We start from the raw sequence: 21,726 nt of genomic DNA, 5'->3' as shown, positions 1-21,726 counted from the left end.
GGCTTACACCCGCGCTGGTTTCATGTTGCCCATGGAGGCAAGCGTCACCTCCAGCTCTTGCACACCGGAGGACAGGAGGCCGACGGCTGCACCGAGCTTGTTGTGGAACTCTGTGTTGGCTTTCTCCAGGGTGCGCCGAACTTCAGTGGCGAAGGTCGTATGGGCTTCGCCGAGCACCCTGCTGACACCTTCCAAATATTCATCGGCCTGCTTCTGAGCGGTTCCCAATCGGGTCGCCGAACTCTCGATGCGTGCGAGGATGTCGGTTGTGAGAGAGGCCTCTTTCCTGGCGAGCTCGACGGTTTCTCGCAGTTCGGCGACCAATTGACCGACTGCATCACGTTGGACGCGATAGTCACGCAAGAGGTCTTGCAAAGTGGAGGCCCCGGCTGTAAGTGCACCAGATGTTTCGGCGAGCTTGGCAGTGACGCTTGCCGCTTGTCCGAGCACGCCGGTGACACGCTCGCCCGCCGCGGCGAAGTTTCGAGAGGCAGCTCCCAGTTGCTCAGCACCGGCATTCATTTTGTCGACCGAGGTGCTGGTGGTTTGGGTGAGGACCGCGACGTTCTGGGCCATCTGCGTGGACGCCACGCCGATTTCCTTGATGGCGGCCTCGACCGACTCGGACATGCTGTTGACGGCACTGGTTGTGCGGTCCGCCATGACTTGCTCACGAGCACGATTGCTTTCGAACACCGCAGCCTGGGAGTCGTTCAACGTGGCAAGCATGCCCGCCACCTGGGTTCCGATGGTTTCCAGTGTGGCCTGAAGCTTGGTGTTCGTCTCTGACTGCGACGATGCAACGAGTTGCCGAATTTGCTCGATGAAAGCCGCGGACTGGGCGTTCATCGCTTCTTGCCGTGCCTCCATCTTCTCAATCGCCTGGGCCATTCGCTCGGCCATCGTGTCCGTGGAACGGCGGCTGGATTCTTCAATGTTGGCGACGAGCGTCTGCAGGGTTCCGACGGCGTCCTGGATGCTCTTGGCTGTCTGCTGATTGAGGTCGCTCAGACCGCTAATCTGTCCACCGAACAGGTCATTCAAGCGCTGGCTGAAGCTGGCCATGACGTCCTGAAGCATGCGTGCAGCCGTAGCGCTTTGGTCGCCGCTCGCGGCCTTGACAGTGCTGGCGATGTCTTGCAGAGGACCTTGGAGACTCTGTTGGATGCTCTCTGCAATGGTGGCACCCAGTGCCTTGTTGTCTTCCCTGGACGCGTCGACTTGCTCTTTCGAGGTCTGGGTCAGGCGGTCGACCAGCTGCAATTGGGCGTCTTTCGATGCCGTGATTTGAGCGGAGGTCAGCTCTCGAAGCAGTTCACCCAGCTCCTTGACCAAGGCGTCTTTGAGAATCTTGGACTGGCTGGCGGAGTCCTCGGAGGCGCGTACGAGGCGCGACAGGTATTCCTCCCCTGCACCAGAGTCGAAGCTCGCATCGATGTCATGAGCGATTTCCTCGGTACGGCGATAGAGGGAGGCCAGGAGCAGTTTCTCGATGAACGTCACGAGCATTGCTGCGGCAATGGCTGCGGCCGAGACAAGAAACGCCTCACCCACGAGGTGCATGAGCGACTGCAAGCTATCCCGAACGGTGGCAGCGTTCTCGCTGACCTGGAACTGGCGCAGGCCTTCGATAAGCCCGCTGAAGGTGCCGATGATGCCGATGCCGGTGAACAGGCCAGGGAGGTGCTTGAAGAACTCCGTGCGAAGCCGGCTGTCGACTACGAACTGGCTGTTGAAGTACAACTCGGCGGGCGCTGTTGCACGGGTTGCGATGACGGTGAGTTGGCCATCGCGTTCCTCGCGCTGGATGTGCAAGGAGTCTTGGTACTCCTTCCAGAGGTGCGCCAGCCGCCGGTCTCGCGCAAAGACCTTCTTGAACTCCGAGGCGGAGTTCTTGGAGTCAAAACGCTGGATGTCCTTCTGGATAGCCCTCAGCCGATTCCAGTGGAGGACGCCCGGAACGAGAAAGACCGTCAGGAAGACCAAGATGAGGAATGCCAGCACGGCTCCCGTAGCCAGGACGGGCGTTGGAGCTGTCGCGAGAATGGATTGCAAGTTCACTTAGTCGGCCCTTCCACCGGCGTTCCGTTGACAGCCTTGAGTTCGGGAGCCTCGATGCCATGCGCATCGCAGTACTGGAACAAGAGCATCTCCAGCATGTTGGTTTGGGAGCGTCGTTCCCGTGCTGCTGCGGCTTCTAGCAACGCTTTGAAGCGCGCGGACACGCGAAAACTTACGGAGACGTTCTTTCCCTCGGACATGGTGGGCTCTTCCCGGCTGTATAGAGCTCCACCATACATGTATCCAATGGTTTCTGGAAGTGGTAAAAGCTGGGAAATTGCTATGTCTGTCGAACGAATCCTGGCATCAAGGCTTCGACTTCCGCACGGTTCCTAAGCGCGATTTGTTGTGCCTCGGGCTTGGCGGATTCAGCCAGTTCAAGCCGAAGGTGACGTAGCGCATAGAAGAGAAATGCTCGCCGGCAATGGAACTCCACCTGTCCATCTTCCATGCCGAAGTCGAGCTCAATTGCGCGCTTGTGGGATTCAGATAGTTTGGGGTGAGGAATCAGAACCAACGGGACGATGGTGTGCCATTCCGAGTCTTCTGCCGGATTGGCTATGCCTGGCTCGGTGCCAGTGACTTCGAGCATGCGTGCGATGACGAAGTCGCGAAACTCCTTGCGCGTATGACAGAACGCGCGCGCGTGCCAGCGAAACCCATCATGGGCTAGGGCATGCGGCGCAATTGTGCGCAAGGTCGGCTGTGGACGGGTCATGGACTGGTATTGCACGCGGATAGCCGTCCCTTCCCTGATGGCGCGCAATAGCGCGAGCAGAACGTCGGTCCGAAAATTCCGACTGGGTGCCGGTACGGTTGCCACTGGAGGGGCCCAGGCCAGAAAGCTGCTTTGTTCAGCCCGCAGTCCTGCGCTGTTTTCCAGGAGTTCGTTCAGAAAGCGACTCGCATCGCTGGAGGGATAGAGGGGCTGGAATTCAGGAGGCGCCGTGTAGACCCGAGAACTGCGGTCATACACGAGATTGCCTGGCGCCAGGCTGGTGTACTTGGCGATGTCCAGCGACGCTTGAGGTACGGATATACCGAAAAACTCCATGAGGTCGCTACGGTTGAGTCGGCCGTCCCAGCGCAGTCGGAAGTCTATGAATTCCAAGCGGCGGTCCTGGCTCCACCGGCCAGAGGAGCGACCGGGGGCTTGTTCCGCTTTGGTTGGCGGCTTGGCATCTGGCTGTGTCATCCCTCGAATTGTCTCATGGGTACAAAAACTAGACGAGAATAAAAAATAGACGCGAATAGTAAATAGATGTATGCTGGCGGCATTGGACATCAACCTTGGAGGTCTCTGTGGGAGAAGTCAGCAGGTTTGACGTTGCCAGGGACGTGGCATGAAAGCTCTACGCGGCGCGGCCGCCCTTCGTAATCTTCGTGAGCAACCCTTGTGGCGCCTGTTGGCCGCCAACAAGGGGCCGGTCGTGATTGCCATGTTGCAGTCCCTGTTCGTGGAATCCGGGCAAACGCTTCCAAGTTCGGTGCTTCATGAACGCTTGACCCGGGACATCGAAGCGCTGCGGGCTGTTGGGGAGGAGCTTCCGCAAACGCCGCAGGCATATGTCGCAGAGTGGCTCAGTCAGGGGTGGTTGACGCGTCGATTTCCTGCGGGGGCTTCCGAAGAGGAGTACGAGCTGTCGGCTGACGCGCTGACGGCACTGCGCTTTGTGACAGGGCTTTTGAAGCCTCGTACCACTGCGACGGAGAGCCGGCTGTCCGTCGTGATTCACCAGCTGTCACGGCTGGCGGAGGAGACCGATACCAATCCGCAATCGCGCCTGGCAGCCCTGCGTGCCGAGCGCGACCGCATTGACCGGGCGATTGCCGAGGTCGAACGCGGTGGGGTCAAAGCGCTTGCCCCGGACCGCGCAGTGGAACGGGCGCGCGAAGTCATCGCCTTGGCACAAGAACTCGCGGCCGACTTCCGAAGCGTTCGTGATGAATTCGAGAGGTTGAACAGAGGTCTTCGTCAGAGCTTGATGGAAAACGAAGGGAGCCGTGGTGATGTGCTGGAGCAGCTCTTTGCCGGAGTAGACCTCATTGGTGAAAGCGATGCTGGCAGAACTTTCCATGCGTTCTGGCGGCTGCTGACGGACAGCGAGCAGGCCGCGACGCTCCGCGAGTCGTTGGATGAGGTGACTGGTCGGCCCTTCGCGCGACAGCTAGAGTCGCAGGAGCGCAAATTCTTGTTGGGACTGACGGGGGCCTTGTTGAACGAAGGACGAGGGGTGCACGATGTCCTGCAGCATTTCGCGCGTAGCCTCAAAAGCTTTGTCCAGAGCCGGGAATTCCTGGAGCACCGCCGGCTACATGGCCTCCTCAAAGCGGCGACGCAGGCTGCGCTGAGCGCCAAGGACGACGTGCGGCCAAACGAACAGCTGGGCTTCGAACTCATGCAGTCCAGCAGCCGCATCAGGTCGGTGTCCCAGTGGGCGCTGTTTGACCCTGCGGAGCGCGTGACCGACTCCTCGATGCAGGCGGCCGAGCCGTCCGAACTGGACCTCGAAACGGTGAGCGAGCTGGTTCGGCAATCGGAAATCGACTTTCGAACGCTCAAAGCCCATGTGCGGGCCATCTTGGAGCGGCAGTCTCAGGTGTCTATCGCACAGGTCCTTGCTGAGTACCCCGCGGAACAGGGTTTGGGAAGTGTTGTTGGCTATGTCGCCCTGGGCTCAAAGCATGGGGAAGTGACCGACGGTACAGAACTGGTGGTCTGGGAAGGGGACGACGAGGTGCAGCGCCGCGCCAAGGTTCCCACTATTTATTTCATGAGGGAGCGCTATCTTGAACTCGTTGACTGACGCGATGGATGAGTCCTTCGCAGACGATGCGGCGGCAGTTTCTGCTGCTACCGAAGCTGCGACCTTCCAAGGGGATACGGGGGCATTGCCCATCGACACCCGACGGGTCCTGGTTCAACTCCTTCTCGGTCCCTCGGTAGACGCCCGGCGCCAGTCGAAGCTCTGGCCAGTCCTGCTGCGCGACGAGGTCGCCATCCGTTCGCGCATGCATGACCTCTTCCTTGAAGTCGTCATCGACCATGAGCAGAAGGTTGCCTTCACGAGGCAAGTCGTCTCTGAAGACCTGGATGTTCCTATCTTGTTGCGCAAGGCTTCGCTCACATTCCTGGAAACGGCGCTGCTGCTTTTCCTGCGGCAGCGGCTGACACAGGCCGATGCGCAGGGCGAGCGGGCGGTCGTGTCGCGCGAAGACATGCATGAACATCTGGCGGTGTTCGAGAAGGAGAACAACCCCGACCACGCCAAGTTCGCACGACAGGTCGTCAATGCGGTCGACAAGGCGAAGAAGTTGAGCCTGCTGCAGTCCATACGCGGGTCGGGGGAGCGCTACGAGGTCTCGCCAACACTCAAGCTCCTGTTCTCCGCCGAGGAAATTCAGGAGCTCACGCGCACGTATGCCACTTTGGCTGTCTCCCCTGGCAGAGTCGGTTCCAACGTGGAAGCTGATGGTGATGACGATGAACAGCCCGCAGATGAGGAGGAAGCCCAATGAACCCGTTTGCTCAAGCCGACCTGCTTGGCGGCAGCAGTGACCAATTCCGTCTCGCGCGGATTCAAACGTTCAACTGGGGAACGTTCTCAAATGTCTTCGACTTTCCCATTCCGAAAGAAGGCTATCTTTTTGTCGGCCCATCGGGTTCCGGCAAGTCGACGGTCCTGGATGCGCATGCTGCACTGCTGACGCCTCCGAAATGGGTGGACTTCAACGTTGCGGCGCGCGAGGCCGAGCGCAATGGCCGGGACCGCAGCGTCATGACGTACCTTCGAGGGGCTTGGGCGCAGCAGACCGGCGAGGCCGGTGAATATGTGTCGCAGTACCTGCGTAGCGGCACGACGTGGTCGGCCATCGCGGAAACCTACCGTGATGAACTGGGGCGTGTGGTGGTGCTTGCCCAAGTTCTGTGGGTGAAGGGAAACTCGACCGCCCCGGGTGATGCCAAGCGTGTGTACCTGACGCTTGAACGGGAGTTTGATGTTCAGGAACTGGAGTTCTTCGCGAAGAACGAGTTCGATGCTCGACGTTTCAAGCACGACTTGCCTGATGCAAAGGTGCATACGGAGTTCAGCGCCTACCAGGAGCGTTTTCGCCGGCTGCTGGGCATCGAGAACGAGCGTGCATTGCGCTTGCTGCACAAGACGCAGTCCGCCAAGAACTTGGGCGACCTCAACGTGTTCTTGCGGGACTTCATGTTGGATGAGCCCGAAACCTTCGGCATCGCCGCGAGCCTGGTCAATGAATTCGGTGAGCTCAACGAGGCGCACCAGGAGGTTGTTGCTGCACGCAAGCAAATTCAGACGCTGGTCCCGGCCCGTGAAGAACATGGGGAACTGGACCGGACAAAGTTTGAAAGCAATGGCTTGCTGGCCATACAGACCGCCATTGACCAATATCGAGAACACCGCCGCAAGCTTCTTCTCGATGAGCGCATTGCCGAACTCGAAGTGGACAGGGAGGGGTCGAGGCAGGAGGCGTTGCGCCTCGCGTCCATTGTCGAAAACGAGTTCCAGAAGCTGACGGACCTTCAACGGCAGAAGCTCAACATGGGGGCCGACGTCCTGGTCCGGCTCGAAGATGACATCAAGGCCGCTGAACTTGAAAAGCCCATCCGTATCGGTAAGCGCGACCAGGCCGCAGCGGCATGCGAAGCCATGGGCTGGGCTGTCCCGGATTCCGTGGTGTGGTTTGTTCAGCGTGTCGAAGCCGCCAAGCAGCGGGTGTTGAAGGCCCGCGACTTGAAGAACGAGGTCGAGGAACGGAAAGACGGTGTCAAGGATGAGTTGCGTAGGGCAAATGAGGGCTTCCTGAAGGTCGTCGCTGAGGTGAAGGCGCTTGAGCGCCAGAAATCGAACTTGCCGGCACGGCTGGTCGACCTGCGCGAGCGCATGGCTCGGGACCTGTCGATTCCCGAAGAGAAGCTGCCGTTTGTCGGCGAACTGGTCGAGGTGCGAGCCGAGGAAACGGCGTGGCGTGGTGCCATCGAGCGTGTCCTGGGTGGTTTTGCGCGGTCCATCCTCGTGGACGAGAAGCACTACTCTGCAGTGTCGGCTTATCTGAATGAGCGGAACATCGGTGAACGGCTGGTGTACTTCCGAACCATACCCCAGACCTCGGGGCGGTCCCCTGGACCCAATTCCTTGGTGCGCAAGCTCAACATGGCATCAGGTAGTTTCGGGGACTGGGTCCGGGAGGAGCTCAAGCATTCCTTCGACTTCGAGTGCGCCGACACCCTGCAGGCGTTCCGCAATGCTTCGCGTGCGGTCACCCGGGAGGGGCAGGTCAAGCACAGCACGATGCGGCATGAGAAGAATGACCGCCACTCGGTCAACGACCGAAATCAGTGGGTCTTGGGGTTCGACAACAAGGAAAAGCTGGCACTCTTCAAGCAGCAGGCTGCGGAAATCGGCGGTCGCATCAGTGAGTTGGAAGAGACCGTTCGCAAGATTGGGAAAGAGGAGGAAACCCAGCAAGCGCAGATGCTGCACTGCCAGAACTTGTCCAACCTGACTTGGAACGATGTGGATGTTGGGTCGCTGTTGACGCGCATCAACGACCTGACCAGCCGGTTGAAGGCTGAGCGTGAGGCTCGTCCGGACCTTGCAGCGCTGAATGACAGCATCGGGAAGCAAGAAGGCGTGCATTCCCTGGCTGTTGGTAAGAAGAACACGGAAGATAGCAAAGGGCAATCCATTGCCGCAGACATCAACCGTTTGAAAGGGAAGCTGGAAGAGCTTGCCCGGCTGTGGCCGACTTCAGACCGCCCGCCTGCGTTCGCCGAGCAGATTGGTGTCCGGTACGAGGCCACGGAGAAAGTGGTCACTTTGGAGAGTCTCGACCATGTGACCAACTTGGTTGAGCGCGGCCTGAACGCGGAACTCCGGGCACTGGAAAGCCGGTTGTCAGACCTTCGCAACTCAATCGTGCAGCGTTTTGCGGAGTTCAATAGGCTGTGGCCTGCGCTGGCTGGCGGCCTGGATGCCACGCTCGAGAGCGCCGAGGACTATCTGGCGAAGCTCAAGCGGTTGGAGGACGACAACCTGCCAGCGTTCGAGGACCGGTTCTTCAGTCTTTTGCGGGAGCAGAGCGACCAGAACCTCACGCTGCTCACCACGAAGCTGGACGAGGAGCGCTCGGCCATTCGGTCGCGCATGGAGCTCGTCAATGAAAGCCTGCAGACGGCGCCATTCAATCCGGGGACCCACCTCGTCATCGAGACGACGGACAAGGCTATCGAGGATGTGCGCCTGTTCCGGGCGAGCCTCAAGGAATCGCTCAGCCACTCGTTCTCTAACGACCGCGACCTGGCCGAGGAGCGCTTCAAGGCGTTGGCAGCCCTCGTAAAGCGCTTGGCGAGCCAGGAAACGGTAGACAAGAACTGGCGGAGTCTTGTGCTCGACGTGCGGCAACACGTGGAGTTCGTTGCCCGGGAGTTGGACGAGGCCGACCTGGAGGTTGAGGTCTACCGTAGTGGGGCCGGCAAGTCTGGTGGTCAGCGTCAAAAGCTGGCTGCAACCTGTTTGGCCGCAGCGCTTCGATACCAGCTTGGCGGCCAGGACAGGGCACTTCCCCGCTATTCCACCGTGGTGCTGGATGAGGCGTTCGACAAGGCGGATGCGGAGTTCACGGCCATGGCCATGAATATCTTCAAGACCTTCGGGTTCCAGATGATTGTGGCGACGCCGTTGAAGTCGGTGATGACGCTGGAGCCGTTCATCGGCGGCGCATGCTTTGTGCACATCAAGGACCGTAAGAAGTCGGCGGTCATTCCAATCGAATACGACAGTGAGTCTCATCGACTGAAACTGAGCCAGGACGTGCGCAATGTCGAAGAAGCTACTGTCTCCTGAAGCCGCACGCGATTTCCTGATTCGTCGCTTCAACAACCAGCATCAGAACTGGCTGGCCGGAGAAGGAGCCTGGCCGCTGGTCGTGACGCTGGGTGTCCCAACCGACAAGGACATCGCGGAGGACGCTTCTGCGGTCAGGGCGTGGGCGGCCGCTTGGCAGTCGCGGACTGGTCCAGGGGAGGTTCTGTTCGAAGAACGTCAGTTTGCGAGGTTCGGAAGGCACCGGCTCCCCAGTCGGCTGAGCTTTGAAAGCGCTGCCGTCGTGGCGGATGCGGTCGGTCAGTCCAGGCGTTGGGAACTTGCCTGCGAGCGATATCAACGCCTGTCGAGGCTGTGGCCGGTGCTTGCGCAGGGCAATGCCTTGGCTTCTCGATTCGATGTGCTTGCGGACTATTCTGCCGAGGACTTTGAACGCTTGGTGGGGCTGCTGGCGTGGTTGAACGCGAATCCGGCGTCGGGCCTGTATCTACGGCAACTTCCGGTGGAGGGGCTGGATACAAAGTGGTTGGAGAAGCGCACGGGGCTCGTGGCAGGTCTTCTTCGCGCGATACGCGGGACTGGAGATGAGGGCGGTGACTTTCATGCGTTGGTTGGCCTCAAGAAGCCTGCTCATCGAGTGCGCATCCGATTGCTCTGTCCGACGCTGCGCAGCCTCGTCGGGGGTCTGGGGGACATTGAGGCTCCGGTAGGGGAGCTTGGCAGATTGCCCATTTCTCCGGCAGCTGTCGTGATTGTCGAGAACCTCGAAACAGGGCTGGCGCTTCCAGATGTCGCGAACACCGTGCTCGTCATGAAGCTCGGAAATGCGGTGAGCGCTTTGGGAGCGCTTCCCTGGTTGCAGAGTGCTGACGTGGTCTATTGGGGAGATATCGACTCCCATGGCTTTGCAATCCTGGACCGCGCCCGCAAGGCTGCTCCTCAAATTCGGTCCGTTCTGATGGACGAAGCAACGCTTTTGGCACATCGGTCACTCTGGGTTCAAGAGTCGGCGTTGTGTGCCAATGGGGCTTTCGAAAGACTGACTGCAGAGGAAAAGTCTATCTATGAGCACTTGCGGGCTGGCACCTGGGGTGGTCGTGTGCGACTTGAGCAGGAGCGGTTGGAGTGGTGCGCCGCGCTGGCTACGTTGATGGAGGCAATCTCCGGACGCCAGCGTGAAGTCCGGGAGCCATTGGCCTCGGTTCCATCGCAACGAACGAAGATACAGACCGTCTGAATAAAACTAGCGGCTAGACCTTTGCATGAACACTTTGACCCTTGGCCCTGGCGCCACACTCATCTCCCGGGACTTTCATCCGCATGACGCCGACGAGCCTGTCGTACGCGATGTCACCGAAAGCGCGGTGGAGTATCTTTTTGAACCAGTAACACTACACCCGGACCTGAAGCTTGGCGATGTCTTCAAATTGTTCGAGGCATGCCCGGAATTGCATGCGGCTTTCCGCAGGAATTGGTCCATGAACCTTTGCGAGGAAGCACGGAAGGGCCCGGTGCCGCGGCAAAAACGAGGAGACCCTGCGGAAAATGCCGGTATCGAGTACATGGAACTTTATTGGTCTTGGGCGCTTGACACTGATACGAAGACTTACCATGCTGTGCATCGTCTGAACCTTCACGGCGTCGGGCGCGTTCTGGACGTGGACGACGCGACGTATGGCTACAAGGCTGGTACTCGCATCCGCTGGTCCGTGTCGCTGACACCCGTGCGTGAACTGCTGGAGCTACCTCTGCGCCTATGCGCAGAGCTCACTCTTACAGAGGATGACCTCGACGCAAAGGGTTACGGAGTTTCCATTGCAACAGTGCGATGTGCTGAGGTTTTGTTGGGGCAGGTTATTCAGGGAATATTCGATGAACTTGCGTTTCATGGCAGCCCTCAGGCACAGTTCGAAGTCATGGATGAACTCAAGGCACAGTTAGCAGAGGTGAAGGCTGGAACTGCTGCGATGACATCAGCCGATGACCTTTTCGAAGAATCCGACCGTCCAGGGTTTGACGCGCTTTTCGAGACGCTCGGTGGTGTTCGTACGACAGAGGTTAGCCGTGCAATGCGAGATATTGAGGATGACATGCCTGTCGGCGCTGCCCTGGACCGTGCGTTCGAAGGTAAGGTCGTAGTCAAGATGCAGTTCCGAGACCGCCCAGGCCGAGAATTTCGCAAGCTGTTTCGTGTTGCCGGTCGTTGAGCGACTCGCCGATGTAAGCAAAGAAGACCACGGTCGCACCGCAAGACCATGTTGAGCTGTACGAGGAGACAGCTCGGTTCCTATAAGGCAAGTCCCTCTTAATTTTTGAAGGACGGGTGTGAAAATGTAGATGAGGATTCGCAATGCCTCATTTAGACCGCCCTACGTGTGGGCGATATGCACGAAACCCAATGTGTCATGCCATTATCTCGATGTGCCAACCCTTGCCTGCAAGAGCGTCTCGTACTTTCTGTGGAACACGCCCCTCATTGGCGGCAAGACATAGTAATGTCGTTGGCCGGGACATCGCCACATAGAGGTTTCGCATTTGTGCTTGCTGAGTCTTAGGAAGTTTCTCCAGCGCTTTTGACGCTGTCCCCGCGATATACTCAAGCCCAAGAGCAACGTCGCACTTACGACTGACTCCTCCATAGGATTCAAGCACCAGGGAAGCTGAATGCGTTTCCCCTTTCATGCCAGCGACCGTTCCTAGACCAAACTGGAGAGTCCGGCCCCTGTCCGTTACATCGCATACGGTCGAGTGCGGAGTGCCTTTCGTTGGAGCCGCCTTCGATTCAATGAACACCTCCATCGCTTTGAATTCGTCGAAGGCAAGCGTATTAGGAAGGTATGGCTTGAGTTCTTCGTACAGCAGCTTAAAAAGCCCGGGACGCTGGTCGTTTGAACAGAGATGCTCGCCTGAAAGGGCCAACTCACGAGTCAGCGCATCTATTCGGCCGGTGGGTGCAAGCTCTCTGGCAGCTCTGGGTAGAGCACGACTATCCCGCAGGCCCTTCGACATGGATGCACCAGCATCACGAAGCACAAGCAACAAGGCCCTGCGTACATCGGAGACGCGCGCACTGAGTGATGTGTCCTCAAGAGTTTGACTCGTATCTCCAACAAGGCTCCAGAAGCTTTCCGAGCGCATGCCTGCGGTTGGTAGCCCGTCACCGTAGTTCGGCCAATAGTCGCGCAGATGGCGGCCAGCGTCAGCTCCCCCTTCGCCCGCCTTTCGTGCACACATCGTCTTTACTGCGCGCGAGCCAATATCCTCGTCGCTCAAGCGCTCAAGGACCATATGTCCAAAATGCGAGACGACCTTTGTCGCAGCGCTGGTGGAGTACAGCAATAGAACAGGGGCATGACTGTCGGCACCCTCACCGATTACAGCAGCACCGCTCATGCGGACGCTTCCAACCGCATGTGCAATCGCTCCACCAAACCGCTTGCTAGTGCTAATGCAACCATGATTTGGGCGAGGAAATGTCAATAATTCAACATTTTCCTCATCCGAAAGAATCTTTTGGTCGATGTCGCCGAAACGTTGCATTACGGACTTGCCGTCAAAGATGCGGTTTAGGAATGACTCTTGGTCCCACGATGTATCCTGCATCTCGTCGATGAACACCATCGGGAAGCGCCGATGCACCACGTCAACGAGGTGCGGACATGTCTGGAGCGCCAAGTCCGCAAATGCAAACATGTCTCGATGCCGAAAAACTCCTAGGCCGGTAAGTTGCGTTTTGAGATTGACAAGCGATTGATATGAGGGTGTGTGAGTCGCGGGAAGAGAACCGCTTTCTACGTTCACGTTCAGTGCGGCTGTCCTATAGAACAGCGACGTGGCGATGCCTTCACCATTGTTTTGGTTTGCCAAGTAGAAACGAAGCTTGGAAAACTGGCCAAGTTGCAATCGAGCAAGCGCTTTCTCAGCGAAGACTGCATCGTCAATGACGTCGACCTTCTGGTCCAGACTTCGCAACATTGGCATGGCGAAGAACTGATTGACGAAGCTATGTATGGTTCCTATGAAGTGAGGGTAGCTAAGCAGCTGTGCGCCTTCCGCTGTCTCCCCAAGGCGTCGAGAAATCTCGTCGCGGGCAACGTTTGTATGACTCAGTATGCAGATACCACGTCGCGCATGGGGCCACTTTTTGGCAAGCAGCAGCAATTTAGCTGCGAGTAATGATGTCTTGCCACTGCCTGGTACAGCATTGAAATCGCGAGAGCCGTTTTCTAGAAGCGCGCAGCGGCGCTCATCATCGTCGAAATTCAAGTCTTTGGTCAGCGATGCTAGCCCGGCAAGGTCCTCGAGTTGAAGGTCTACGACACTCATTTGCTTACTCCGTCGATTTCCGTCGCCGCTACCGTAACGGACGACGTTGCCGCCGAGGGCTGCGTTGCGACTACCTGTGCGGCTGCGGTGGTGGGGACTTGCGGAATCGACGGAATTGCCGAAGGTACAGATGGGGCTGTAGGTGGAGTGGGTGACAACGGCTGGGCAGGGAGGGTCGCGATAGAGGTGGCGCCAATTGGTGCTGGCGAATGGACAACTGTTGCGGCTCCGGGGACCACGAAGCCTGAGGGGACGGCTGCCGCCACACCGCCCAGCGCAGTAGGTGCAGGTTTTGCGACAGGGGCAATGGTCAGATGGTCAAAGGCAGTCTGCAGGTACGGAGGTAACTTCGTAAATAGAGCGTTGCCTTCGCCATGCGCCCCCGTGCAAACTAAATGAGCGGCATACTGTGCCGCAATAGCCTTCGAGGCCTCTTTCTCCTTGAGTGGCCGATAAATGATGGAAGCAAGCTCGTCAGGGGAGTGGCCGGCAGCATTCAGGGTGGTCCAGCTCGCTTTGGCCGCTGCGAGCGTATCGGCCTCATCCTGCTCATCAAGGCGCTCGTCGCGTGAATTGGCCTTTACGGCAAGAGAAATTGCAAGGTACATAAGCTCCGCGCACCCGTGCAAAGCCAAGTCGTACTCAAGTGTCCAGCGGTCAGATACACATACGATGGTTTTTCCACCTTCCGCACGGTCTTTCTTGTTCTGCACCAGTGTGGCAATCTCAGCGGAAGAGTAGTCCGAGTCAAAACGTTTTCCCTTGGCGGGCTTTGGCACGTAAGCCTTTGCAATGTCGGGAACGATGTCTCGGTCAGTCAAACAAACAACAGGAATAGGGATTTCTGCCCTGCTGTCTTCGCTTTGCAGAATACGGGCGTAGTGGTACAGCCCGGTGTGACCCACATTGACTATCGACACGCCGTGCTTGGAGAATGAGCGGCCACACATCTCTGCTATGGCAGGGAGCAAGATGGCTTCGGCGGGGCCCTCCACCATCATTACCCCTCGCGCAAAGAAGAGATTTGCTTTTGTGGCGTCGATGAACCGACGCAAGAAGGAGTAATCGGTACGTTTCAGCTTTGTTTTTCCCACTGCCAAAGGGAAGGCTTGAGCCTTATGTACAAGTGTCATGTCCTCGATGCGTGCAGTCGAGACCAGTGATGGGCTGTGAGTCGTCAGAATGACTTGCACTCTCTTCTCTGCTTGGCTTGCATCTGAGTGCTCTTTCAGGAGGTCCATGACTCGCTCCTGAAGCTGGGGGTGAAGATGTGCTTCAGGTTCTTCGACCAGCAGCAGTGCCAGTTCTTCGCCGTCGCGGAGTAGAACCAGTTCCGTCGCCATAAACAACGCGTTGTTGTAGCCCAGACCGCGGGCACACCGGGCATCAGGATGAATGTGAGGTCCCGGAAGTAGCGATAGCTCGAATTTCTCCAGGATTGGCGTAAGCGCGAGGTCGGGCGCAATGCGTATGCGGGACTGAAGGGCGTCGCCGGCGAACGCGAATTGGCTGAGGTAGTTGTCGTTGATGTCCTTTTCGACCCCCTTCACCACCTCGTGTTCGCCCAAGTGGTGCTGGGCAAAGGCCATAAGACCCGCCAACCGCTCTGGGATATTTTTAGGCGACGCCTCGTCGAAGTCATTCACTTCTTGTCCGGCAATGTCGTTGTGCGCCCCAAGAATTTGAGAAAGGCGCGATTGCCGGCCTGGGCGAAGCTCCGCTTCTGCGTCGCGCAATGGTCTCAAATAGGTCGCGCGCACCAGTTCTCGAACCGCGTAACCGACCTCTGGGCCAGTTCCGTTCTTTCCAGTCCGGATGACTGTGTCTACGCGAGCGCGTTTTGTCGCTTGGGGTGGGTGGTAGCGCGCTTCGAGATGAAGTATGAGCGAGCAGCTCCCATCTTTTTCCAATGTCAACCACTCGAGAACAGAGGCCTCTTGGTCAGGGCTCAGTCCACACAAGGTGGCTTCAATGGTGAGCGTTTGCGCACGGTCCGCACCACTAATGTGGAAATCCTGCTCAAAGAGCCGGACTGGCTCGTAGCTGGTGGTGAGAAGTACTTGGCGGATGGAGTCAACGATGCCGGTCTTGCCAGCATCGTTTTCACCTACCAAGATGTTGAGTCCCGGATTGAGCTCCAAATCGAGAGTAGGTGCAGACGTGCCGTCGCCAAATGCGCGATAGTTTTTCGCTCGAATACACTTCAGATACATTGCTCAGTCTCCGGGCTGACCTTGACATTAGTGACCCGTACAGCCCAGTTGGCCGTCCACGGATACTTCACTTGCATGATGCTAACGTCTTGTCGCGCCGGTTTCGGAAAAACACATCCGTGATGCGTGTGTTGAGCGATATGCCATGTTCAAAAGGCGATACAAGTCAACTGGTCAAGGCCTTGAGCAATTGAGGCACATGCACCTGGGAGAGACCCACATCAACCTCGCAGAGTACGAGCCGGCCAGACTTCTCATGACGTGACCGCCTAAGCCCTGTGCCGCTGAGCAGGTCGTCAATGATTGCGTATTTCCCGGTCCAAGCATGCCGCCGCAGCCAGGCGTCGATAGCCTCCAGCCGCGTCTGGCCGCGGAGTTGGGGCGCTTCGCCGTCAGGATGCAGGGCCTGCGACAGTTGCGCGAGCCCCGTCAGCTCGAAGAGCTGACGGGCTGCAGCGAGGTCCAGGAAGCTCAACCACGACGTCGTGAGAACCACCTGGGGCCTGGCCTCTCGCAGCACCTGCTGGAGAGCCTCGATGGCCGGGACGCTCCAGATACGTTGGTACAGGTCCGGTGGTCGGGGGGTAAGCTGCAGATGCCGACCACCGTAGGGTCTGTTCAGGCAGAGGACGTCGTCTAGGTCAAGGAACAGCAGGGGACTGTCTCTGTCGGTGTTCAGCATAACGTTCCTCAGCTCGCAATCTCCAGTAGCAAATCCGGGCGGTAGCCGTTGGACTTCTGCGCGAAGGAATAGGGGTAGCGATGGTCGGATGGTGCTCCTACAGGGTTGCAGATGACCCGGCAGTCGCGGATGCGGTAGTCGCAGGCTACGTGCACACTTCCATGGAACCAGTAGTCGACGAACGTCATGAGTGCCGTCAGTCTGGTCTGGCAGGGGGCCGCGAAGGGGTCGCCGGCTCCCTGCCGTGGAATGGATTTCGGGTGCGGGATGTGGTGGGAAATCACCACCGTGGGACCATCGAACGGTTCCGCAAGGCGCTGGCTTAGCCAGGCTACGGCGGCTTGATGACGCGCCCATAGCCCGCTGTACGTCATTGTTTTGCCGCCGTCTTGGACGGTACCGTAGCCTGTCATGGCAACTGCTATGCCGACTGACTCAGGCCCCTTGAGAAGGCTGGGGGGGCCAAAATTTGGCCACAGCGTCGTTCCCAGAAACCGGATGCCGTTGATGACTACAGCATCATTCTGTAAGACCCGGACCTTTGTGCGCGAGGAGTCCAGCTTCATCAGTGGTGCGGCCACTTCCGGCTCGAGTCCCGCGTGTTCGAGAACGCCTGGTACATACAACGTTGGCACGTCCAAAGTGCGTGCGAAGTCCATTCCTTGGAGACCGATGTCGATATCACCGGCGAGGATGAGCAGGTTCGCCTGAGGATGGACCCGAAACGGGATTTCCAAGCCCTCCGCCAGATACTCCCCGATATGAAGGTCCGAGGCCAGCTGGATGGTCGTTAGCATGGGAGGGAGTGCAGTTCTGACTTGGCCCCACGGCGCTCATAGACCAAGTCAAAGTCTCGTTCCAGATTCCGTAACTCGTGGGTCGTGACGCCGGATTCAGCTATTAGGTGGCCGGAAGCGAGGTGGTACCAGTGAGCTCCGGTGGCACGCGACCGATACGCAGCACTCAGTTCTTCGTAGGTGAGGTCTTGCTTTGCCAAGTCCCGAAATCGCAAGAAGAGCTGTACTCGGGACCAGCGGCATTCGGGCAAGCTCTTTTCGAGCCTATAGGCCTCTGCAACATCGGTCGTCAGGAACTGAACGATTTCGATGTCTTTGCGTTGGTCAACGCATGCTTCAAGGAGGAAGAATGTCCGTGAGGAAAACTGGGCGAATCGCCAGGCCTTCCGGCCGCGTTCTTTCTTCCAGGCAGGGGGCAGAACCTGCGCCCCACTGTGTGTGCGTATGAAGCTGTCCATGGAACTGTGATGAAGCCTTCGTCCTTGGGGTGCCGATGTAGACCGGCTGTAGCCCTGGAGAGAAGGCGTAGACTTAAAGTGGATGCATCATAAAGGATGCTTCATTTTATGTGCTTCATAAAATAGATGTCTTTTATGAAGTTCCTTAAAAGTGGCATGTGCTCAACACTGCTGGTCATGAGGAAAGATTTGACCGAGCAGGAGGCAGAGTGGGCGGTTGCCGTGGGGCTCGTCCTGCGCAAAGCAAGAAAGCAGGCGAACTTCGTGCAGGAGGAACTTGCCTACAAGTCGGGGATGGGCCGGTTGACCATGCAGCGCATCGAGTACGGTGCGACAAGCCCGAATTTGGTGACACTGGTACGACTCTGCGGAGCGTTGAACATCCCGCCGTCGACGTTGCTCTTGGAGGCCGAGAAGTTGATGCAGCAGCCTGAGCTGCTTCGCGAGGCTATCGCGGCAAGGGAGGCGGAACTACCTGCTGCACGTTCTGGCAGCAAGTAGCGGGAGTCCTTTGGGCGAGCGGGGGCCGTAGCGCCTTGGCGATTGTCTGGTCTAGGTGCTACACGACTTGCAGGACAGAAGTCGCGACTTGAGGTTGAACAAAGGCCAGAGTAAGACAATTTGTTCAAGGTCGGACTTGAGCGTAGGAGCTATTGTCGAAACAGGCAGAAAAGCGTGGATTCCTTCCGAGCCGCGTCAACTTCTGGCCCAAGGCTCGAGTAGACGTGGCCCCCAACGGGTGCCCTGAGGTGCGGGGATGCTTATCGCTTCCTTCGAGAGTAGAACCTTTTGTCTTGGCCTGCTGGCAGGGTTTCTATGCTTTGGCGTAGGACCTATTGATGAAAAGTCGCTGAAGTAGAACCTATTGTTCAGGAGTAGGACTTGTTTGTCCTTTTCCACCGTGCCGACTGGGATGTCTTCCGCGCGACCGGCGTGGCCCATCTGATGAGCATCTCGGGCCTGCACATCACCCTGTTCGCCTGGCTGGCCGCGCGGGTGGTGGGCGCGGGCTGGCGGCGGTCCGGGCGGCTGTGCCTGGCGGTGCCGGCGCCCACCGCCGCGCTGGCCTGCGGCGTGCTGCTGGCCGCCGGCTACGCGCTTTTCAGCGGCTGGGGCGTGCCGGCCCAGCGCACGGTGTGCATGCTCGCCGTGGTGGCGCTGCTGCGGCTGTCGGGCCGCCGCTGGCCCTGGCCGCAGGTGTGGCTGCTGGCCTGCGCCGCCGTGCTGCTGCTGGACCCCTGGGCGCTGCTGCAGGCGGGCTTCTGGCTGAGCTTCGTTGCGGTGGCGGTGCTTTTTGCCAGCAGTGCCGGGGTGGATAGCGCCGCCGATACCAGCGCGTGGGGGCGATCGGTCTCCCTGCTGCGCGAGCAGTGGGTGGTGACGCTGGCGCTCACGCCGCTCAGCTTGCTGCTCTTCGGGCAGGTGTCGGTCGTGGGGCTGCTGGCCAACCTGGTCGCCATTCCGTGGACCACGCTGGTCGTCACGCCGCTGGCGCTGGGCGGGGTGCTGTGGGCGCCGCTCTGGGACGCCGCCGCCTGGGCGGTGCGGCCCCTGTCCGCCGGACTGCAGTGGCTGGCGGGCTGGCCTGGGGCGCAGGTTTCCCTGGCCATCGCGTCGCTCTGGGCCGGCGCCGCCGCCGTGGCGGGCGGCACCTTCCTGGCGCTGCGTCTGCCGTGGATGGTGCGGCTGCTGGGCCTGCCGCTGCTGCTGCCCGCGTTGTGGTGGGTGCCGCCGCGGCCGGCGCCGGGCCACTTCGACCTGCTGGCTGCCGATGTGGGGCAGGGCCAGGCGGTGATCGTGCGCACGGCCCGCCACGCGCTGCTGTACGACGCCGGGCCGCGCTACCACCAGGACAGCGATGCCGGTGACCGCGTGCTGGTGCCGCTGCTGCGCGCCACGGGCGAGCGGCTGGACCGGCTGGTGTTGAGCCACCGCGACGTCGACCACACCGGCGGCGCGGCGGCGCTGCTGGGGCAGCAGCCGCAGGCCGATGTGCGCGGCTCGGTCGAGGCAGGCCACCCGCTGCACCAGGTGCGGCCCATCGGCCGGTGTGTGGCGGGCGAGGGATGGGACTGGGACGGCGTGCAATTCCAGTGGCTGCATCCGCCGCCTGACGACGATCTGGCCCGAGGCAAGCCCAACACCCACAGCTGCGTCCTGCGCATCGACGCCGCCTCTTCTGCGAACGCCCGGGAAGCGGGCGGCGGTCACCGGGCAGGCGCCTCTGCCTTGCTGGCGGGAGACATCGAGCGCGCCCAGGAAGCGGCCCTCGTCGCCAGTGGTGCGCCGCTGCGGGCCGACGTGCTGCTGGTGCCCCACCACGGCAGCCGCACGTCGTCGAGCCCGGCGTTCCTGCAGGCCGTGGCCCCGCGAACGGCCTGGGTGCAGGCGGGCTACCGCAACCGCTTCGGGCACCCGGCGCGCGATGTGGCAGCCCGCTATGCCGCCGAAGGCATCGAACTGGTGCGCACCGACCTGTGCGGTGCCATCTCTTGGTCTTCCGTGCGGCGGGAGCAGGTCGGATGCGAGCGTGACCGCACACGGCGGTACTGGCACCACGCTTCGCCCGAGGTGTTCCGCACGGAACGTGGATCGGAATAGGTCCGGCCCAGCTATCGAAATTTCCTGGCCATCGCGTCTGGCAATCACCCGGGCGGCGGCAGCAGCAGGGTGGATCGAGGCGCTCCGGGCTTCTCTCCTACAGGGTCTCGACGCAACTTCTCGCGAACTTCTTGCCAATCGCAGGCGCACAACTTGCTATGCTGGATGCAGGAGGCACCGCTTTTTATGCAGAAGTTCGACGAGATGTATGCGTCGCTCCCGTTCCAGGGCAGCGACGTGCGAGAGCATTACAAGCGCTACAGCCAATGGCTGGGCAAGCAGGCAGAAGAAGCGATGCAGGCGCGACGCGCCGAGGCTGAAATGATCTTTCGCCGCGTGGGCATCACCTTCGCGGTGTACGGCGCCAAGGACGAGGGCGGCGCCGGCACCGAGCGCTTGATCCCGTTCGATCTCATCCCGCGCATCATTCCCGCGCACGAATGGGCGCGCATGCAGCAGGGCCTGGTGCAGCGGGTGACGGCGCTCAACCGCTTCATCCACGACGTCTATCACGGCCAGGAAATCATCCGCGCCGGCATCGTCCCGTCCGACCTCATCATGCGCAACGCGCAGTTCCGTCCCGAGATGGTCGGCGTCGACGTGCCCCGCGACCTGTACGCCCACATCGCCGGCATCGACATCGTGCGCGCGGCCGACGCCAACGGCGACGGCGTCTACTACGTGCTGGAAGACAACCTGCGCGTCCCCTCCGGCGTGTCGTACATGCTGGAGAACCGCAAGATGATGATGCGGCTCTTTCCCGAGCTGTTCTCGCTGCACAAGGTCGCCCCCGTCGCCCACTATCCGGATCTGCTGCTCGACACCCTGCGTGCCAGCGCCCCGGCCGGCGCGGCCGAGCCCACGGTGGCGGTGCTGACGCCCGGCATGTACAACAGCGCCTACTTCGAACATGCCTTCCTGGCCCAGCAGATGGGCGTGGAACTGGTCGAGGGCCAGGATCTGGTGGTCAAGGACAACTTCGTCTACATGCGCACCACGCGCGGCCTGCAGCGGGTGGACGTGATCTACCGCCGCGTGGACGACGACTTCCTCGACCCGCAGGTGTTCCGCCCCACCTCCACCCTGGGCTGCGCGGGGCTGATGAACGCCTACCGCGCGGGCAACGTGGCGATATGCAACGCGGTGGGCACGGGCATCGCGGACGACAAGTCCGTCTACCCCTACGTCCCCGAGATGATCCGTTTCTACCTGGGCGAAGAACCCATCCTGGCCAACGTGCCGACCTGGATGTGCCGCAAGGAGGACGACCTGAAGTACGTGCTGGACCATCTGCACGAACTGGTGGTGAAGGAAGTGCACGGCGCCGGCGGCTACGGCATGCTGATCGGCCCGGCCGCGAGCAAGGCCGAGATCGAGGAATTTCGCGCCGCCCTGGTCGCCAACCCGGCCGGCTACATCGCGCAGCCCACGCTGTCGCTTTCGAGCTGCCCCACCTATGTCGAGTCGGGCATCGCCCCGCGCCACATCGACCTGCGGCCCTTCGTGCTGTCGGGCCAGAAGGTGCAGATGGCGGCCGGCGGGCTGACCCGCGTGGCGCTGAAGGAAGGCTCGCTGGTCGTCAATTCGTCGCAGGGCGGCGGCACCAAGGACACCTGGGTGCTGGGCGAGGACAGCACCGCGCCACCCGTCCCTTTCCCTGCGCCGGCGCAGACCATCGGCGGCATGACCCAGACCCAGACCATGGGCGGCATGACGCAAACCTTGGGAGGAGTCTGA

The 21,726-nt window shown here is 60.0% G+C and carries 14 protein-coding genes and 1 pseudogene; 8 read left to right on the top strand and 7 right to left on the bottom strand.

The window, feature by feature from the left end:
* Nucleotides 1-3: 3 nt before the first annotated feature.
* The 3 genes from zorA to ASF94_RS20815 all read right to left on the bottom strand — a co-directional run bounded on the left by zorA (nt 4) and on the right by ASF94_RS20815 (nt 3,172).
* Nucleotides 4-2,061 carry an anti-phage ZorAB system protein ZorA gene (gene zorA, locus ASF94_RS11360; protein WP_056666010.1) on the bottom strand — a complete coding sequence of 686 codons (2,058 nt, stop codon included), beginning with the start codon at nt 2,059-2,061 and terminating at the stop codon, nt 4-6.
* Nucleotides 2,058-2,261: a hypothetical protein gene (locus ASF94_RS20820; protein ID WP_082493264.1), complete on the bottom strand. Its 204-nt coding sequence runs from the start codon at nt 2,259-2,261 to the stop codon at nt 2,058-2,060. Before ASF94_RS20820 ends, zorA begins: the two co-directional genes overlap by 4 nt.
* Nucleotides 2,262-2,341: 80 nt before the next feature.
* Nucleotides 2,342-3,172 carry a YafY family protein gene (locus tag ASF94_RS20815; protein WP_235505340.1) on the bottom strand — a complete coding sequence of 277 codons (831 nt, stop codon included), beginning with the start codon at nt 3,170-3,172 and terminating at the stop codon, nt 2,342-2,344.
* 232 nt (nt 3,173-3,404) lie between these two features.
* Here ASF94_RS20815 and ASF94_RS11355 point away from each other — a divergent pair, with 232 nt between their 5' ends.
* Genes ASF94_RS11355 through ASF94_RS21270 form a run of 5 tightly spaced genes read left to right on the top strand, consistent with a single transcriptional unit; the run spans nt 3,405 to nt 11,119 of the window.
* The gene (locus ASF94_RS11355; protein WP_056666007.1) at nt 3,405-4,868 is read left to right on the top strand and encodes a DUF3375 domain-containing protein; all 1,464 of its coding nucleotides are present in this window, start codon (nt 3,405-3,407) and stop codon (nt 4,866-4,868) included.
* A complete protein-coding gene (locus ASF94_RS11350; RefSeq protein WP_235505339.1) occupies nt 4,852-5,580 on the top strand; it encodes a DUF4194 domain-containing protein in 729 nt (242 codons plus the stop codon). Before ASF94_RS11355 ends, ASF94_RS11350 begins: the two co-directional genes overlap by 17 nt.
* Entirely contained in the window at nt 5,577-8,933 is a 3,357-nt protein-coding gene (locus tag ASF94_RS11345) for an ATP-binding protein (RefSeq protein WP_056666003.1), read from the top strand. The genes ASF94_RS11350 and ASF94_RS11345 overlap by 4 nt, the downstream gene beginning before the upstream one ends.
* Nucleotides 8,908-10,149 carry a Wadjet anti-phage system protein JetD domain-containing protein gene (locus ASF94_RS11340; RefSeq protein ID WP_082493192.1) on the top strand — a complete coding sequence of 414 codons (1,242 nt, stop codon included), beginning with the start codon at nt 8,908-8,910 and terminating at the stop codon, nt 10,147-10,149. Before ASF94_RS11345 ends, ASF94_RS11340 begins: the two co-directional genes overlap by 26 nt.
* Before the next feature lie 25 nt (nt 10,150-10,174).
* Nucleotides 10,175-11,119, top strand: a complete 945-nt coding sequence (locus ASF94_RS21270; protein ID WP_156382506.1) for a hypothetical protein — start codon at nt 10,175-10,177, stop codon at nt 11,117-11,119.
* Nucleotides 11,120-11,315: 196 nt separating this feature from the next.
* Here the strand turns inward: ASF94_RS21270 and ASF94_RS11335 are convergent, their stop codons facing one another.
* From ASF94_RS11335 to ASF94_RS11320, 4 genes are all read right to left on the bottom strand, one after another.
* A complete protein-coding gene (locus ASF94_RS11335) occupies nt 11,316-13,238 on the bottom strand; it encodes a UvrD-helicase domain-containing protein (protein WP_056666000.1) in 1,923 nt (640 codons plus the stop codon).
* Entirely contained in the window at nt 13,235-15,451 is a 2,217-nt protein-coding gene (locus ASF94_RS11330; protein WP_200933065.1) for an AAA family ATPase, read from the bottom strand. The genes ASF94_RS11335 and ASF94_RS11330 overlap by 4 nt, the downstream gene beginning before the upstream one ends.
* A gap of 166 nt (nt 15,452-15,617) precedes the next feature.
* A complete protein-coding gene (locus ASF94_RS11325; protein ID WP_056665997.1) occupies nt 15,618-16,133 on the bottom strand; it encodes an HAD domain-containing protein in 516 nt (171 codons plus the stop codon).
* Nucleotides 16,134-16,141: 8 nt separating this feature from the next.
* Entirely contained in the window at nt 16,142-16,930 is a 789-nt protein-coding gene (locus tag ASF94_RS11320) for a hypothetical protein (RefSeq protein WP_056665994.1), read from the bottom strand.
* 593 nt (nt 16,931-17,523) lie between these two features.
* On the opposite strand from ASF94_RS11320, the gene ASF94_RS11315 reads away from it, so the two are divergent.
* The 3 genes and pseudogenes from ASF94_RS11315 (at nt 17,524) to ASF94_RS11305 (ending at nt 21,726) form a co-directional block, all read left to right on the top strand.
* The gene (locus ASF94_RS11315) at nt 17,524-17,889 is read left to right on the top strand and encodes a helix-turn-helix domain-containing protein (RefSeq protein WP_162244638.1); all 366 of its coding nucleotides are present in this window, start codon (nt 17,524-17,526) and stop codon (nt 17,887-17,889) included.
* Nucleotides 17,890-18,288: 399 nt separating this feature from the next.
* Nucleotides 18,289-19,989 (top strand): annotated as a pseudogene (locus ASF94_RS11310) (DNA internalization-related competence protein ComEC/Rec2); the annotation flags it as partial.
* Nucleotides 19,990-20,175: 186 nt separating this feature from the next.
* Nucleotides 20,176-21,726, top strand: a complete 1,551-nt coding sequence (locus ASF94_RS11305; protein WP_056665987.1) for a circularly permuted type 2 ATP-grasp protein — start codon at nt 20,176-20,178, stop codon at nt 21,724-21,726.

The sequence above is a fragment of the Acidovorax sp. Leaf160 genome, assembly GCF_001424265.1.
In the GTDB taxonomy this organism is placed as follows: domain Bacteria; phylum Pseudomonadota; class Gammaproteobacteria; order Burkholderiales; family Burkholderiaceae_C; genus Paracidovorax.
Note: the sequence above shows the minus strand (reverse complement) of the source record. Positions and strands in the feature narration are given on the sequence as shown.

Coding starts and splice junctions, on each gene's coding strand:
- ASF94_RS11340 (WP_082493192.1), top strand. CDS start 8,908: ATGTCGAAGAAGCTACTGTCTCCTGAAGCCGCACGCGATTTCCTGATT.
- ASF94_RS20820 (WP_082493264.1), bottom strand. CDS start 2,261: ATGTCCGAGGGAAAGAACGTCTCCGTAAGTTTTCGCGTGTCCGCGCGC.
- ASF94_RS11345 (WP_056666003.1), top strand. CDS start 5,577: ATGAACCCGTTTGCTCAAGCCGACCTGCTTGGCGGCAGCAGTGACCAA.
- ASF94_RS11330 (WP_200933065.1), bottom strand. CDS start 15,451: ATGTATCTGAAGTGTATTCGAGCGAAAAACTATCGCGCATTTGGCGAC.
- ASF94_RS21270 (WP_156382506.1), top strand. CDS start 10,175: ATGAACACTTTGACCCTTGGCCCTGGCGCCACACTCATCTCCCGGGAC.
- ASF94_RS11320 (WP_056665994.1), bottom strand. CDS start 16,930: ATGCTAACGACCATCCAGCTGGCCTCGGACCTTCATATCGGGGAGTAT.
- ASF94_RS11315 (WP_162244638.1), top strand. CDS start 17,524: ATGAAGTTCCTTAAAAGTGGCATGTGCTCAACACTGCTGGTCATGAGG.
- ASF94_RS11355 (WP_056666007.1), top strand. CDS start 3,405: ATGAAAGCTCTACGCGGCGCGGCCGCCCTTCGTAATCTTCGTGAGCAA.
- ASF94_RS11335 (WP_056666000.1), bottom strand. CDS start 13,238: ATGAGTGTCGTAGACCTTCAACTCGAGGACCTTGCCGGGCTAGCATCG.
- ASF94_RS11305 (WP_056665987.1), top strand. CDS start 20,176: ATGCAGAAGTTCGACGAGATGTATGCGTCGCTCCCGTTCCAGGGCAGC.
- ASF94_RS11325 (WP_056665997.1), bottom strand. CDS start 16,133: ATGCTGAACACCGACAGAGACAGTCCCCTGCTGTTCCTTGACCTAGAC.